The sequence below is a fragment of the Brotaphodocola sp. genome, assembly GCF_050873065.1.
GTDB lineage: Bacteria > Bacillota > Clostridia > Lachnospirales > Lachnospiraceae > Brotaphodocola.
The window spans coordinates 20,134-34,437 of record NZ_JBNMIC010000030.1; the positions used below are offsets into that span (position 1 = coordinate 20,134).

Annotated in this window: 12 protein-coding genes, 7 tRNA genes and 1 pseudogene; 4 read left to right on the forward strand and 16 right to left on the reverse strand. The window is 48.0% G+C overall.

The annotated features are described in order from the left end of the window. Positions 1 to 156 precede the first annotated feature (156 nt). On the forward strand, positions 157 to 810 hold the full coding sequence (gene fsa, locus ACR0QE_RS09090) for a fructose-6-phosphate aldolase (RefSeq protein ID WP_432628047.1): 654 nt from the start codon (positions 157 to 159) through the stop codon (positions 808 to 810). A gap of 11 nt (positions 811 to 821) precedes the next feature. Here the strand turns inward: fsa and ACR0QE_RS09095 are convergent, their stop codons facing one another. Together ACR0QE_RS09095 and ACR0QE_RS09100 are read right to left on the reverse strand one after the other, a co-directional pair. Beyond that, on the reverse strand, positions 822 to 1,943 hold the full coding sequence (locus ACR0QE_RS09095) for an anaerobic sulfatase maturase (protein WP_432628048.1): 1,122 nt from the start codon (positions 1,941 to 1,943) through the stop codon (positions 822 to 824). Positions 1,944 to 2,025: 82 nt separating this feature from the next. Then, complete coding sequence (locus ACR0QE_RS09100) at positions 2,026 to 3,069, reverse strand: LysR family transcriptional regulator (RefSeq protein WP_432628049.1); 1,044 nt, start codon at positions 3,067 to 3,069, stop codon at positions 2,026 to 2,028. A gap of 175 nt (positions 3,070 to 3,244) precedes the next feature. Here ACR0QE_RS09100 and ACR0QE_RS09105 point away from each other — a divergent pair, with 175 nt between their 5' ends. Both ACR0QE_RS09105 and ACR0QE_RS09110 read left to right on the forward strand, forming a co-directional pair. Beyond that, positions 3,245 to 3,856, forward strand: a complete 612-nt coding sequence (locus tag ACR0QE_RS09105; protein WP_432628050.1) for a chromate transporter — start codon at positions 3,245 to 3,247, stop codon at positions 3,854 to 3,856. A 52-nt stretch (positions 3,857 to 3,908) separates the two neighbouring features. Continuing rightward, positions 3,909 to 4,487: a chromate transporter gene (locus ACR0QE_RS09110; protein WP_432628051.1), complete on the forward strand. Its 579-nt coding sequence runs from the start codon at positions 3,909 to 3,911 to the stop codon at positions 4,485 to 4,487. Positions 4,488 to 4,633: 146 nt separating this feature from the next. Here ACR0QE_RS09110 and rsmI read toward each other — a convergent pair whose 3' ends face one another. The 6 genes and pseudogenes from rsmI to ACR0QE_RS09140 all read right to left on the reverse strand — a co-directional run bounded on the left by rsmI (position 4,634) and on the right by ACR0QE_RS09140 (position 11,015). Beyond that, positions 4,634 to 5,500, reverse strand: coding sequence for a 16S rRNA (cytidine(1402)-2'-O)-methyltransferase (gene rsmI, locus ACR0QE_RS09115; protein ID WP_432628052.1), 867 nt, complete (start codon positions 5,498 to 5,500; stop codon positions 4,634 to 4,636). A 147-nt stretch (positions 5,501 to 5,647) separates the two neighbouring features. Next, positions 5,648 to 6,496 (reverse strand): tRNA1(Val) (adenine(37)-N6)-methyltransferase, encoded by an 849-nt coding sequence (locus tag ACR0QE_RS09120; RefSeq protein ID WP_432628053.1) that lies wholly within the window; start codon positions 6,494 to 6,496, stop codon positions 5,648 to 5,650. A gap of 4 nt (positions 6,497 to 6,500) precedes the next feature. Then, a pseudogene (locus tag ACR0QE_RS09125) lies at positions 6,501 to 7,397 on the reverse strand (PSP1 domain-containing protein); the annotation flags it as partial. Between the two features lie 154 nt (positions 7,398 to 7,551). Further along, complete coding sequence (holB, locus tag ACR0QE_RS09130; RefSeq protein ID WP_432628054.1) at positions 7,552 to 8,541, reverse strand: DNA polymerase III subunit delta'; 990 nt, start codon at positions 8,539 to 8,541, stop codon at positions 7,552 to 7,554. A 195-nt stretch (positions 8,542 to 8,736) separates the two neighbouring features. Continuing rightward, entirely contained in the window at positions 8,737 to 9,336 is a 600-nt protein-coding gene (locus ACR0QE_RS09135) for a guanylate kinase (RefSeq protein WP_432628055.1), read from the reverse strand. Positions 9,337 to 9,374: 38 nt separating this feature from the next. Continuing rightward, positions 9,375 to 11,015: an aminotransferase class I/II-fold pyridoxal phosphate-dependent enzyme gene (locus ACR0QE_RS09140; protein ID WP_432628056.1), complete on the reverse strand. Its 1,641-nt coding sequence runs from the start codon at positions 11,013 to 11,015 to the stop codon at positions 9,375 to 9,377. A gap of 204 nt (positions 11,016 to 11,219) precedes the next feature. On the opposite strand from ACR0QE_RS09140, the gene ACR0QE_RS09145 reads away from it, so the two are divergent. Further along, complete coding sequence (locus tag ACR0QE_RS09145; protein ID WP_177977783.1) at positions 11,220 to 11,447, forward strand: hypothetical protein; 228 nt, start codon at positions 11,220 to 11,222, stop codon at positions 11,445 to 11,447. Positions 11,448 to 11,814: 367 nt separating this feature from the next. On the opposite strand, the gene ACR0QE_RS09150 is transcribed toward ACR0QE_RS09145, so the two are convergent. The 8 genes from ACR0QE_RS09150 to ACR0QE_RS09185 all read right to left on the reverse strand — a co-directional run bounded on the left by ACR0QE_RS09150 (position 11,815) and on the right by ACR0QE_RS09185 (position 14,300). Next, entirely contained in the window at positions 11,815 to 13,503 is a 1,689-nt protein-coding gene (locus ACR0QE_RS09150; RefSeq protein ID WP_432628057.1) for a hypothetical protein, read from the reverse strand. 151 nt (positions 13,504 to 13,654) lie between these two features. Further along, a tRNA-Lys gene (locus tag ACR0QE_RS09155) sits at positions 13,655 to 13,727 on the reverse strand. 3 nt (positions 13,728 to 13,730) lie between these two features. After that, positions 13,731 to 13,803: transfer RNA gene (locus tag ACR0QE_RS09160), tRNA-Phe, on the reverse strand. Between the two features lie 6 nt (positions 13,804 to 13,809). Further along, positions 13,810 to 13,883: transfer RNA gene (locus ACR0QE_RS09165), tRNA-Met, on the reverse strand. A gap of 31 nt (positions 13,884 to 13,914) precedes the next feature. Beyond that, positions 13,915 to 13,996 (reverse strand) — tRNA-Tyr (locus ACR0QE_RS09170). 20 nt (positions 13,997 to 14,016) lie between these two features. After that, positions 14,017 to 14,089 (reverse strand) — tRNA-Thr (locus tag ACR0QE_RS09175). Positions 14,090 to 14,114: 25 nt separating this feature from the next. Then, a tRNA-Val gene (locus tag ACR0QE_RS09180) sits at positions 14,115 to 14,187 on the reverse strand. Positions 14,188 to 14,226: 39 nt separating this feature from the next. After that, positions 14,227 to 14,300 (reverse strand) — tRNA-Asp (locus ACR0QE_RS09185). Between the last annotated feature and the right edge of the window lie 4 nt (positions 14,301 to 14,304).

The following is a 14,304-nucleotide window of genomic DNA, read 5'->3' on the forward strand; positions in this document are numbered from 1 at the left end:
CTCACAAAATTTTCTGTTCAGGAAATTGGATGAGTTGCGTTTATCAGGTATTTTCTGTTTGACGATTCGATTATGTGATACTATAATAAAAGAAACGAGAAATTTTCTGACAATAGTTCCAGAAATAAATCAGAGAACAGAGAGAGGAGAATAATTATGATTTTTTTCATCGATACAGCAAATGTAGAAGATATCCGAAAAGCAAATGATATGGGCATCATCAGCGGTGTCACCACGAATCCATCCCTGATTGCAAAAGAGGGCCGCGATTTTAAGCAGGTCATCCAGGAGATCACCTCGATCGTTGACGGTCCGATCAGCGGAGAGGTCAAGGCAACCACAACCGATGCTGAGGGCATGATCGCCGAGGCCCGCGAGATCGCCTCCATCCATCCAAATATGGTTGTCAAGATTCCGATGACGGCTGAGGGCTTAAAAGCAGTAAAGGTCCTTCACAAGGAAGGAATCAAGACGAACGTGACCCTGATTTTTTCCGCTGCCCAGGCGCTTCTGGCTGCCCGTGCCGGCGCTGACTATGTATCTCCGTTCCTTGGACGTCTCGACGACATCTCCACCCCGGGAATCTCCCTGATCGAGGACATCACCGAGATCTTCCAGATGCACGGCATTGAGACTCAGATTATCGCTGCAAGCATCCGCAATCCGATCCATGTGATCGACTGTGCAAAAGCCGGTGCCGATATCGCAACCGTTCCTTACAAGGTTCTGCTTCAAATGATTCACCATCCGCTGACTGATGAAGGAATCCGCAAATTCCAGGACGACTACCGCAAGGTATTCGGCGAATAAGATGACGCGTCTTATCGTCTCACGGACGTTCTCCACACCTCAAACAGGCGCGGGTAGGCGTACTCAAAAAAGTGTTTGTATGCACTGCAAAAATAATTGACATTTGTACTCTGTGCCGTGACCGGTTCCCGGTTTCTCCGGCATCCATTCCGGCACAGACCATACCAGGAGCAGGTCCGGCACTCATCCGGTACCTGCTCCGACCATTTTATAAAGCCGAGTGTCTCTCGCCTCTTGTCCATCTGCAAAAAATTATCCGTATTCAGGTTTCCAAGTTTCCACTCATCAAGCGCGTAAAAATCACACGGATACACACTTCCATCCGCCTCAACCACCCACTGTTTTCCACAAGTTCCGCGCATGCTGCAATTCTCCGGCATCTGCCGGTTAAGAATCATCAGCAAATTCTCAAAGTACCGGTTATAGACATAGCGACCGGATTTCCAGTCGAGGTACCACGCGTCAAACACATCCTTCAGAAACTGCTCGAGCCTCTGAGGAGTCAGCGAAAATTCCTGATTTCCCGGAATCTCCCCGATCGGATCAAGGCACTCGATGTACTGTTGCCAGCCAAATCCATTTTTCTTGAAAAACTCATAGATTTTCCGTCCACTTCGAGCTGTCATCGCCGTCACGACCGTCAGAATATTGTATTCCACCCCATGTTTTTCGAGCAGACGGATTGCACCCATCACGCGGTTGTAGGTTCCCTTTCCCTGCGCATCAACGCGGTAGCGGTCATGGATCTCCTTTCCTCCGTCGAGAGAGATTCCGACCAGAAAATGATGCTTTGCCAGAAATGATGCCCACTCCTCATCAATCACGTATCCGTTCGTCTGAATCGCATAGCGCACACGAATCTTCTTCGGATTCGGGTGATTCTTCACATAGTCGGTCAGCTTCTGAAAAAAAGAAAGCCCAGCTAGCGTCGGCTCTCCTCCCTGAAACATCATCATACACTCCCGATCTGCAAATTCCATTGCGCGGTCCACCATCGCGCGCATCGTCTCCTCGCTCATGATTCCGTAAGTCGCCTGCTCCCGGTTTTTTCCCTCATCGGCATAAAAACAATAACGGCATCTCATATTGCAACTGCCTGATGCAGGCTTGATCAATAGATTTAAAATCGGCATAGTTTCTCCCCTTCTCCCTCGTTTCTCTCAACCTTCCCATTTTCCAGCTTTGATTTTTTTTAATACGATCTGTTCCGAACATTCAGAATAGTCCGCTGTATCTCGGCTGAGGATGCAGGCTCTCATAATTTCTGCAAACCTCCATAAAGTCGCGAATCGGTGCGGTCAAAAGTTTATCTCTGTGATAGACGATATAAAAATATCTCTGAAACTTTAGTTCCTTCACATGAATCTCGCGGATCTGCCTGCTCCTAAGTGGCGCCTCCACCATCCGCCGCGGCACAATCGAGATTCCGAGCCCGGAGATCACCGCATTGACCAGTGCGGTCGTGCTCGTCGCCTCCCACGATGTTTTTAATTGGATCGAAAAAGGTTCCAGAACTTTCTCAATCGACTCCCTCGTCCCGCTTCCCGGTTCTCTGAGAAGAAGTCTCTGGGAAGCAAATTCCTCGATGCTCATCTCCAACAGTTTCATTTCCCCGCGCTCTTTGGAAGTCTCCTTTTTACTCACATCCGTTTCCGGTTTTTCTGTCGGTTCCATATTTTTTAAACACCCGCTCTGACTCCCGCAGGAAAATTTTTGCAGGTCACACCCAGCTGGATTCTCTTGAGAATTCCCCGGCGCAATGATCACAAGATAATCTTCCATGTACTGCTCCGCAACGAGATTTTTTTCATGCACCGGACTCTCAACGAGCGCAATGTCCAGCTCATTGTTCAGGATTTTTTTCTCAATCCGGTCTGACGGACCGATCAGCACCTGCGTGTCAACATTCGGATGGGTCTTCGCATACTCCTCAACATATCCCGGCATAAACTGTGAGCCGATCGTGATACTGCTCCCGACTCTGAGAACTCCACGGCTTCCCCAGCTCTTCATCCCTTCCTCCATATCGTCAAAAAGGCCGAGAATGCGCACAACATACTCCCGAAACTGTTTGCCCGCCTCTGTCAGATACAGCCGCTTCCCGAGACGGTCAAAGAGATTCATCCCGTAATACTGCTCAAGCTCCTGAATTGCGACCGTCACCGCGGGCTGCGCCATATAAAGCTGGCTCGCCGCCCGCGTCAGGTTATTCCCATTTTCCGTCACTGCCAGAAAAATCCGCATATGCCGTATCGTCATGTCTCTGCCCTTCCCCTCTCAATCCTCTCAGAGTTATTGTAACTCATATTATATGATTTTCCATATGATTTTGATATGATTATATTATTTTTCATATAAGTGTTTCCGTGATATAGTAAATACCGGAAAGATGCTTCGCAATCCAAAATCCACTCGAAAGGAGTCAGCAGTTTCTATGAGTTCTATGGAAAATGAAAAACCGGCGCAGGACAAACGCGCCATTCTGAAAAAACTCTTTTTCTCCACCCTCTACTTAAGCACGTTTACATTCGGCGGAGGCTATGTCATCGTCAGTCTTCTGAAAACGAAATTCGTGGACGAGCTCCACTGGATCGATGAAAATGAGATGCTCGATCTGATTGCGATCGCCCAGTCCTCACCGGGCGCGATTGCCGTCAACGGAGCAATCGTTGTCGGATATAAACTCGCAGGAATGCCCGGAATCCTCTGCGCAATCCTCGGGGCAATTCTCCCGCCGTTTGTGATCATCACTGCAATCTCTGCATTCTACACGGCATTTAAAGAAAACTTCTTTATCCAGAATATGTTAAGCGGAATGAGAGCCGGTGTCGGCGCCGTCATCATCTCCGTTGTCTATGATATGGGCCGCGGTGTCGCAAAACTTCGCTCTCCGATCCTGATTCTGATTATGATCGGAGCCTTCCTCGCCAATTACTATTTCAAGATCAATGTGATCCTGATCATCCTGCTCACCGCCCTGATCGGAGCGGTCAGAACCATCGTTTCCGCAAAAAAAGAGACTGGTTCCGATTCCAACGCCCGCTGAGACTGAGCAAAACAAAACCATAGCAGCGAAATGAAACATAAAGGAGTATCCTATGATTTATTTTCAACTTTTTCTCGCCTTTCTGCAGATCGGCGCATTCAGCTTCGGCGGAGGGTACGCCGCCATGCCGCTGATTCAGGCCCAGGTCATTGAAAAATACCACTGGCTGACTTTAAATGATTTCACGAACCTGATCACAATCGCAGAGATGACCCCGGGACCGATCGCCGTCAATTCCTCGACATTTGTCGGTAATCAGGTTGCCGGAATTCCGGGAGCGATTGTCGCGACGATCGGCTGTATTCTCCCATCCTGTATCTTCGTGACAATTCTTGCGAAACTCTATGCCAAGTACCGCAATCTTCGCCTGATGAAAGGAATTCTCGAATCCCTCCGCCCGGCTGTCGTCGCAATGATCCTGACTGCCGGAATTACAATCCTCGTCCCGACTTTCTTCGGCGATGGAACAATCCATCTCACAAATGGAAACTTGCAGATCCGCTACCTGATCTACTTTGCAGTCGCAATGATCTGCCTGCGAAAAGTCAAGATCGACCCGATCAAGGTCATGGTTTCCTGTGGCTTCGCCGAGGTGCTGTACCAGCTCGTGCTCTCGTGGCTCCCGATCTGAAAAATGTAAAACAAAAAACCAGAGAGATCCCGGTTTTCCGGAAATTCTCTCTGGTTTTATTTTTTATCACTATTTCTTTATTACTTTATTCTGAAGCTCTTCTCTTTCCAAAACGATCGAATTATCAGCCAGACAAAAGAAATGTCTTACTCATCTTTCGCATCTGTCAGATAGCGGTAAACATCGCGCTTCGGAATTCCACGGTCTTTTGCAACTCGCTTCATCGCCTCTTTCCGGTCAATCCCCTGATCGAGATAGAGATCCATATGCTCCTCGATCGACATCTCTTCCCACGATTTCTGCTGCTCTTTCTGAATCTCATCGAAACTGCGTCCTGCAATGACAAGCACGCACTCGCCCTTCGGCTCTTCGGTCTCAAAGCGCTCTAAAAGCCCCGCAAATGTGCTCTGGAATCCCTCTTCGTACTTCTTCGTGAGTTCCCGGCAGAGCGTCAGCCTGCGGTCTGATCCAAGTACACCCGCAAGCTCCTCAAGCGTGCGGACAAGATGATGCGGTGCCTCATAGATGATCATCGTCCGCGTCTCATTTTTAAGTTCTTCAAGCACCCACTGGCGCTCCTTCTTATCAGTCGGCAGAAATGCTTCAAAACAAAAACGTCTCGTCAGCTGGCCCGACATCGTGAGTGCCGTGATGCAGGCAGCCGGTCCCGGAAGCGAGGTCACGGAAATTCCTGCCTCATAACACTGGCGCACTAACTCTTCTCCCGGATCCGAAATACCCGGAGTTCCCGCATCTGTGATGACAGCAACATTTACACCCTTTTTCATCTGTTCCACGAGGTAACGGGCCTTGTCCACCTTGTTGTACTCGTGATAACTCGTCATCGGCGTTTTGATCTCAAAATGATTCAACAGTTTGATGCTGTGACGGGTATCTTCCGCTGCAATCAAATCCACTTCCTGAAGCGTCTTGAGCACGCGCAGGGTAATATCATCCAGATTTCCGATCGGTGTGGCACACAGATACAGTTTTCCGACTGCGTTTTCTTCCATGCCATCGTCTCCCTTCTTCATCTCTTTCTCAATCTATTATGATCCTTGTATGTTCTTTCTCTATGCATTCTTTGTATATTCTCTTCGCATAAAGTATACAAGTCTGTATTTTGTATTACTGGTATTCTGAGTATACGTTCCGTACTTTTAGTATCCGTAAATCGTATAAATCTCATCTGTATACACACCCGGGCTCTTGTAGACAATCACCGGCGGCTCCACGTTCATCATCGCGCCACCTCCGCGCACAGCCTCAATCAGAACCATGTTTGCCTCCTTGTCGATAAACGGATGAACAAATTTGATTCTCTTCGGCTCTAAGCGGTACTGGTGCAACAATGTGATCATCTCCGTGAGCCTGCGCGGGCGATGCACCATGTAAAAATGACCGCCCGACTTGAGAAGCGCACTCGCCTCACGCACAACATCCTCAAGCGTGCAAAGCACCTCATGGCGGGCAATCGCCTTAGGCAGATCCGGATTCTTGAGCCCATGCGTGTCATTCATATACGGCGGATTGGAAGTCACCACATCAAAAGAAGCCTTTCCAAAAATCCGGCTGGCTTCCTTGATATCTCCCCTCACAATCGACACTCGCTCCTCAAGTCCATTGAGATTCACACTTCGCTGTGCCATCTCTGCCATCTCCGCCTGAATCTCAAGACCCGTAAAATGCTCTCCCGGCGTTTTCGCATTCATCAGAATCGGAATGATGCCTGTTCCGGTTCCAAGATCCAGTGCACGGCCGCCCGGTTTCACACGTGCAAACCCGGACAAGAGGACAGCATCCATGCCAAAACAAAATCCGTTTTTCTTTTGAATGATGCGGTACCCGTTTCGCTGAAGATCATCAATTCTCTCATCCTCATGGCATACCACAGCCGCATTCCCGTCACTCAGCTCCTTCGGACTTTTTTGAGCGCTCTGGCTTTTCCTGTCTTTCTGGCCGCTCTGATCGATCTGAGCGTTCTGATCTCTCTGACTCTCTCTTTCCATTATTCTTCGGCTTTCCTTCCCGCTTTTCAAGTGCTTCCAATTTCTTAAGTTCTGCATCTTCCACATCCACTTTTCCTTTTCGGCGGCGTGGGCGGAACTTGAGCTGCTCCACTTTGTACTCGCGAATTTCCTTCTCATCGCGCTCCACCATGACGATAACCTTGACTGTCTGACGAAGCACATTGACACTCTGGACTTCTCCCTTCAGGCCATCGTCCGTCGTCACATAGTCGCCGATTCCCGGAAGCTTGCTGTTGAGATATTCATACGTCTCTTCCTCATTTTTCAGACAGCACATCAAGCGTCCGCAGACACCGGAAATCTTGGAAGGGTTCAGAGAAAGATTCTGCTCCTTCGCCATCTTGATCGATACCGGAATAAACTCGGAAAGATAAGAATGACAGCAGAGCGCACGGCCGCAGATACCGACTCCGCCAACAATCTTTGTCTCATCGCGGACTCCGACCTGGCGCAGTTCGATTCTCGTCTTGAAGACACTCGCGAGATCCTTGACTAGCTCACGGAAATCAATTCTGCCATCAGCCGTGAAATAAAACAGAATTTTATTGTTATCAAACGTGTACTCCACATCGATCAGTTTCATTTCCAGACCATGCTTGCGGATTTTCTCCTTACAGATCCGGAATGCCTCTTTCTCTTTAACCTTGTTATTTTCCTCTCTCGCCTCATCGTCCCTGTTTGCCATGCGGATCACCGTCTTTAACGGCTGCACAACCTTGCTGTCATCCACATCCCGGCTTCCAAGCACAACAAATCCAAACTCAATTCCGCGGGCAGTCTCCACAATTACGTGGTCTCCTGTCTTAATCTCCAATTTTCCCGGAGAAAAATAATAAATTTTTCCCGCCTCGCGAAATCTGACACCAATTACTCTCGTCATCGATTGCTCTATCTCCTTCTGTCTCTGCCCGACTCTATCTTTCTATCTATCCTTATTACTGCATCACACGGATGTCCTTTCATCCTGATTCGCTACCGCCACTGTACCATACGGCATTTTCTATCCAGAAAATACCTGCCCATGTACAGGAATCCTAATTCTCTTTCATTGTGAGAAGAAGAAGCTCCATTGTCAGCTCCATATTAACATTGGCATCGAGGCGCACTCTCGCCTTGTCAACTGCCTCTAAAATCCGCTCAATTCCATCGTAACCGCTGTTCTGGCTGATCTCATTGACAGTCCGGAATTCTTCTTTAAAAATCAACTGGTTGATATCCTTTGTGACCTTGTAGAGCAAAATATCCCGATACCACAGCTGAATGAAATCCAGACATTCGTAAATATCCAGACCATCATCCTTCATCTTTCGAATCTCATCGAGAAGATCGGAGATATCTGCCTGTTTGACGTGGCGAAGCAGACCGAGAATCTCCTGGTGAAGCTTCTTGAAATCCTCCGAAGATGCCAGCGAAATTGCCTTTCCGAGATTTCCTCTCGCAAACGCCGCATAAATTTCTGCATCAGCATCCGGCACGTGCATCTGCTCAGTCAGATAATTCTTCACCATGTAATCCCGGAGCGGCTTCAATTTCAGCTGAACACAGCGCGACAGAATGGTCGGAAGAAACGCATCCGCATTCGTTGTCAGCAACATGATTACCGCATAGGCAGGCGGCTCTTCAATCGTCTTGAGCAGTGCATTCTGTGCCTGCTGGGTCATCTTCTCAGCCTCATCTACAATGTAAATCTTATAGTAGCTGCTGTAAGGGCGCACCATGATCGTATCGTTGATCTGAGTACGAATGTCCTCCACACCGATCGTATTCGGCTTCTCGTGAGTCACATGAATCAGATCCGGATGACTTCCACTCAAAATCTGCTTGCAGGCATGGCACTCCATGCACGGCTCTGTGCCGTCCTGCTCACAAAGAAGCGTCATTGCAAATGCCTCTGCCAGAGACTTCTTTCCCATTCCGGCTTCCCCTGAAAGAATATAGGCATGAGATACCTTATGATTTCTCACAGCAGTCTGCATATGATTTTTGACCTGTTCATGTCCGATAATTTCCCGAAATGTTTTCATTGGCGCGCACCTCGCAATCTTCCTCTGTTTTTGCAATTCCCGCAGCTATTCTGTGTCTTCACAGACACATCCCTGCTTTTCATGCTTTTCATACTTTTTCTGTCTACGCAGCAAATGCGCAAACCTGCTGAATCGTTACCATTTTTCCAAATATTCAGCATCTACGAAATATTGTAGCACAAATACCTCATTTTATCAAAAACTCTGTGACAGAAAATCCTTTCCCATAAACTTCAGAATCTTATTCACACAGTTTTCCAGATCATCGTTCACAAATGAGTGAATAATCCCCAAACGGTTCAGTTTTTCCTGTGCAAAATCTTCTTCATCCGCAAGGAATCTTCTGCACAGCTCCGCATAATTCGGATTTTTCTGTGCCCGTTCTCTCTCAAGCGCACGCTCAAGACGAACTCCATCATCCACAGTCACATACAGCGGTTCCACCGCCTTTTCCCCATAATACTCTCGAAGTTTTGCATAGGATTCAAGTGTTCCGATTGCAAGATAATCTGCGCTCTCAAGACAGATCCGTCCGTCATCCACAGTTGCATAGCTCCACGGCCCGCAGACGGTCTGGTATGTCCGCATCTCGATTATTTTTCCCTGATCTGCAAATTTCTCCAGATCTTCCTGTCCGGCAAAATAATACTCCCTGCCCTCACACTCTCCATCCCGCATCGGTCGCGTTGTATACAGGACAACTCTGCGCAGCTGCGGACATTTTTTCAAAATTTCTCTGTAAATGGTATCTTTTCCCGATGCACTCTTCCCCATCAGATAATATATTTTTCCCATTCCGCATTCCTTCCTTTCCCACTCTGTACCTCTCACTCTCAATCCGTACAGACGCGAAGAAATTTTGCCTCTCTGTCTGCCATTCCCTGAACCGGAAGTTCCATTTTCTTGTAAGCGCAGATCTGTCTCACCATCTCTTCTTTTATCTTTTCTCCCGGTGCAATGATCGGAATTCCCGGTGGATACAGATAGACAAATTCGCCGGAAATTCTTCCGGCACAGGCCTCCATCGGAAGCAATTCCCACGGCGCATCCACCGCGTCTGCCGGTGTCATGCAAATCTCCGGAAGCTCCCATTCCATCGCCGTATTGTCTTCCGCAGACGATCTCTCGAATGATTCCTCCGTCTCAAGCTGCGCATCAATCTGTTCCAACGCTGTACAGAGCCGTTCAAGACGTTCTTCCGTGTCTGAGAAAGTCGCTATCGCCACGACATAATCCGCTCCGCACATCTCCATCTCAATATGAAATTTCTGGCGCAGCCAGTCCCCGAGAATCTCTCCCGTCAGCTTTTCGCGGCTTACACGTTTCCCTATTTCCAGACTTTTATCTTCTTCGTATCTATTCTCTTCGCATCTACTCTCTTCGCAGATTTCTTCGCAAATCTGTTCTCTATTCTTAAAAGCAGTTTCTGCAATCTTCACACAGCCCCTGCAGGAAATCACAATTTTTGCGGGATCCATATCATAAATTCCCGCCTTCCATGCCGGCAGACGCCTCTCTGTGCCACTTTTCCGCAGTTTATGGGGGAGTGCTGGCTTCAGATGCTTTAAACGCTCCAAACGGCTGTAAACGCGTCTCAGGCGTCCGGCAAAAGCTTCCATCTGTTCTCTGCCACCCTGCTCCATCTCATAAATACTGCTCTCAATCGATGCCATCAGCACATAGGAGGGACTGCTGGTCTGATAGATCTGAAGATAGCGTTCCACTCTTCCAATATCGATCCGCCCGCTCTGCTCTCCCTCTCTCGTAAGGTGAAGAACTGCCGTCTGCGTCAGCGACGGCAGTGTCTTGTGGAGACTCTGAATCACGAGATCTGCCCCGCAGTCAACCGCAGAAACAGGAAACTCTTCCCCGCCAAATGGAAAATGCGCTCCGTGCGCCTCATCCACGATCAGCGGAAGTCCATATCGATGCACGATATCTGCAATCGCCTGCACATCCGACACCATTCCATCATATGTTGGGGAGACAATCAGAACTGCCTCGGTATCCGGATTTTTCTGAAGCATCTTTTCCACGTCTTCTGCAAGTACTCCACCCTGTATCCACAATTCAGGGAGGATTTGTGGATAAACATAGTCTGTTTTTAACTGATTGAGGATAACGCCATGGTAAGCTGATTTGTGGCAGTTTCTGCTCATCAGAATCCGTCCGCCAGGATGCACACACGCACTTATCGCGCTCAGAATCCCGCAGCTGCTTCCATTTACCAGATACCAGGTTCTCGCAGTTCCATAAACACCGGCAGCCCAGTCCATCGACTCTCTGAGAATCCCCTCCGGGTGATGAAGGTTATCGAACCCGTCAATCTCCGTAATATCAATCGCAAACGGGTTCGGAAACTCTCCCCGCATCCCCTCTGCTGCCTGCCGCTTATGTCCCGGCATGTGAAATGGACACGCGTCTGAATCCGCATAATGCTTGAGACGTGAAATCAAAAGATCTTCTTTTCTCATACTTCTCTATTTTCCTCTTTATCAAAACAGAATCCTGTCTATATCGCCAAAAGTGCATTTTATTGTAGCACAGAACGGCTTTACATTCCACCACCTTTTTATTATAATATCTCTGGAATTTTATCGAAACTTTTATCAGGACTTTTATTTAGATTTTATATCAGAAATCGTTGTCTGGACGACTGATTCAAGGAGATGACTGCATTGCGTGAAATGGAATTTAAAATGGAACGGCAGGGACTTGTCAATATTGGAGACAAAGTAGAAGTGATCGAGCGCGAAGGCTTCAATTACAGTTACATCATTGAGCCTGCTGTCGCTATGTCCGGCTGTTACAAAAACCGTGACCGCCTGAAATCCCGAGAAGGGATTGTAAAAGACATCCGCGAGAATTCCCGCGGTTTCTATGTGATCGTAGAATTCGATGAGTAAAACAAACTTTTTTCATTTCTGAGATTTTTATTCTTTGAGATTTTTGTTTCTTTTCAGATATTTAGATAAAATAAAAAAGAAGTAAATGGAAAAGCGCCGTAGGTAGAAAAGTCACTGCAAACCCGTGTGAGACGTTGGTGCTTAGTTCGCGTATTTTGCGAACTTATGCACCGCTACGTTGCTCTGCATGTCGAGGAAGCGCCAGTGACGCTTCCGCTGACCGGAACCCGGAGCGAGAGCGCGTTTGCAGGACTTATTCTACCGTAGGCGCTATTATTTTTTCTTGTTTTTTTTCTAGTATGTCTCCCGTATTAATCACCAAAGTACCACTTTAACATTACTCCAGTAATACGTTAGTAATACTTTTTCACTCCATAAACGTCCGATCCTTATCCGGAATCACAAGCACCTTCCTCCAGATCGGCTCCGGCTCTTTTCCGCGCTTCCAGTTGTTATCGGTCCAGTAGCAGTAAACATTTCCGTCCTGCTCCATCACAAATTGCAGATCATCATTCCCTGTTGTATCCACCTGTTTCCGGAGTTCCTCATCATTCAGATAACTGATCTGGCCTGCCGGCGAGATCACCGCAATGATCCCCCGGTTGCTCACCCAGCTCTTCGGCTTATAAGACGCATAAATCTCTCCCGCCGACTCCGAGTAAGACATCTCCGTGATTCGTCCCTTGAACCTTTCCCCGATCATCACCGTCTCCCCAACTGTCGCCAGCGGTCTGCGATAAATCTCACTGTACTGGATTCCATCCCTCTTTCTCACGAAAACACTGTAATACATCTGTCCATCCGCGATGCAGAAGCTGTCAATCCCTTTTCCCTGTTCAAGAAAAAGGCTCTCCTCCCCTGCCTCATTTTTATAGATTGCAGACTCTCCGCTTCCATCCTCTTCTCTCAGAAAATAGGAGACACCCGCATACTCGCGCGGCCCCATCTCGCACTCAGAAATCCGGTTTCCATCCATGACAAAAACCCGGTCCTCATAGGAGAGACTCCCATCCTCCCTCGTCTGAAGTGTTCTTCCGAGCATATCGTACAGTACAATGTCATCGCCATCGGTCCCCGCATAGAAACTGCACACTTTTTTCTCAAAAGACTCTGTCTCCCCGATTCTCTGAATCCGGTCATACTGGGAAACATAGATTCCATCCTGCCAGAATGAATAATTGTCCACGTCTCTCGCAATAATTTCAATCTCGTCCTTCTGCGATTCATTCTGCAATCCATTTGAATCTGCGCTTATCCGGTACAGCGTGTGATTGAGTTCACTCCAGACGTTTTTGAGTTCACTGTCCTCTCTCTCCTGACATGGCAGATAGTACGTCCATCCGTTATGATCCTGAATCTCAGGATTGCTCGGATCCGAGTCGGCAAACTCGGACTCCTCAAGCGGAAGAGAGTAAAGTACCTGCCCGTTATCTGACAGATAAACTGCCTTCGCCCCCACCTGAATGCAGTTCTCTTTCTTTTCGTCCTCCGTCTCCTCGCTCTCCGGCGTAAGCTCCATCTTTCTCTCAAATGGTGCCTGGAGCACATCAATCTGGTGCTTTACTTTCCAGATGCCGACTGCAAGAATTCCCATCGACACAAGAAAGAGAGCAACAGAAAAGACTCCCTGAACGGCTGTCTTCTTTACACTCACCCGCTCCGGAATCTCCTGATCATCCACAATGCCGAGCCGATCTTCAATCTCCAGCAGAAGAGAGGTCTCATCCAAATTGGAAAATCGTTCTTTCTTTGCTTCTTTTGACTGCATCTTCTCTTCGGCATAGGATGCCTCTAACATCTCCCGGCTCGCATCAAGTCTGGTCTCTGCCAGAAAATCTTCCCGCTTGATCAGCCAGTCTAACTGGGACTTCTCTTTCTGGAGCTGGTCTCCGCGCTGGTAAGCTTCCATGTAAGTTAAAATCAGGAGTTCTCTTATTTTTTCCTCCTGGTTAAAAATCAGCTTTGCGTGGCGATAAAGTTTCTGGTATGTCACAATATAGAGATTTTCAAATTCGATCAGCCAGGCTGCTTTTTCTGGTTCACTTTGATTTCTCATAGGCGTTTTCCTCATTCTTTCATCTTAACAGATTCCGTTCTGTTTGACAATCTGTTTGACTATTTAGCAACTGGGGACGCTCTCGATACGCAGAGCAAACACAAAAATGGCGGAAACCCTTTCTAAAAAGGATTTCCGCCATTCACATACCTGAGCGTGCCGGGATTCGAACCCGGGACAACTTGATTAAAAGTCAAGTGCTCTACCGACTGAGCTACACGCCCATATGCCTTGGACCGGAATCGAACCAGTGACACGAGGATTTTCAGTCCTCTGCTCTACCAACTGAGCTACCAAGGCACAAAATTGCGGGGATAGGATTTGAACCTATGACCTTCGGGTTATGAGCCCGACGAGCTTCCAGACTGCTCCACCCCGCGACAATAATAACAACAATATTCAATTGTTGAGTGGGGGAAAGTGGATTCGAACCACTGAAGGCATAGCCAGCAGATTTACAGTCTGTCCCCTTTGGCCACTCGGGAATTCCCCCATATTTGTTTAACATTACTAAGCCGATAATCGGACTCGAACCGATAACCTGCTGATTACAAATCAGCTGCTCTGCCAATTGAGCCATATCGGCGAACCAGGTATATCAAGAAAAAGTATGGGGCCTATAGGGCTCGAACCTATGACCCTCTGCTTGTAAGGCAGATGCTCTCCCAGCTGAGCTAAGACCCCATATTTAATATAGGAATGTGTGTATCAACTCACATTCAGCGACCCGGATGGGGTTCGAACCCACGACCTCCGCCGTGACAGGGCGGCGCTCTAACCAGCTGAGCCACCAGGCCAAAT

Coding starts and splice junctions, on each gene's coding strand:
- fsa (WP_432628047.1), top strand. CDS start 157: ATGATTTTTTTCATCGATACAGCAAATGTAGAAGATATCCGAAAAGCA.
- ACR0QE_RS09095 (WP_432628048.1), bottom strand. CDS start 1,943: ATGCCGATTTTAAATCTATTGATCAAGCCTGCATCAGGCAGTTGCAAT.
- ACR0QE_RS09100 (WP_432628049.1), bottom strand. CDS start 3,069: ATGACGATACGGCATATGCGGATTTTTCTGGCAGTGACGGAAAATGGG.
- ACR0QE_RS09105 (WP_432628050.1), top strand. CDS start 3,245: ATGAGTTCTATGGAAAATGAAAAACCGGCGCAGGACAAACGCGCCATT.
- ACR0QE_RS09110 (WP_432628051.1), top strand. CDS start 3,909: ATGATTTATTTTCAACTTTTTCTCGCCTTTCTGCAGATCGGCGCATTC.
- rsmI (WP_432628052.1), bottom strand. CDS start 5,500: ATGGAAGAAAACGCAGTCGGAAAACTGTATCTGTGTGCCACACCGATC.
- ACR0QE_RS09120 (WP_432628053.1), bottom strand. CDS start 6,496: ATGGAAAGAGAGAGTCAGAGAGATCAGAACGCTCAGATCGATCAGAGC.
- holB (WP_432628054.1), bottom strand. CDS start 8,541: ATGAAAACATTTCGGGAAATTATCGGACATGAACAGGTCAAAAATCAT.
- ACR0QE_RS09135 (WP_432628055.1), bottom strand. CDS start 9,336: ATGGGAAAAATATATTATCTGATGGGGAAGAGTGCATCGGGAAAAGAT.
- ACR0QE_RS09140 (WP_432628056.1), bottom strand. CDS start 11,015: ATGAGAAAAGAAGATCTTTTGATTTCACGTCTCAAGCATTATGCGGAT.
- ACR0QE_RS09150 (WP_432628057.1), bottom strand. CDS start 13,503: ATGAGAAATCAAAGTGAACCAGAAAAAGCAGCCTGGCTGATCGAATTT.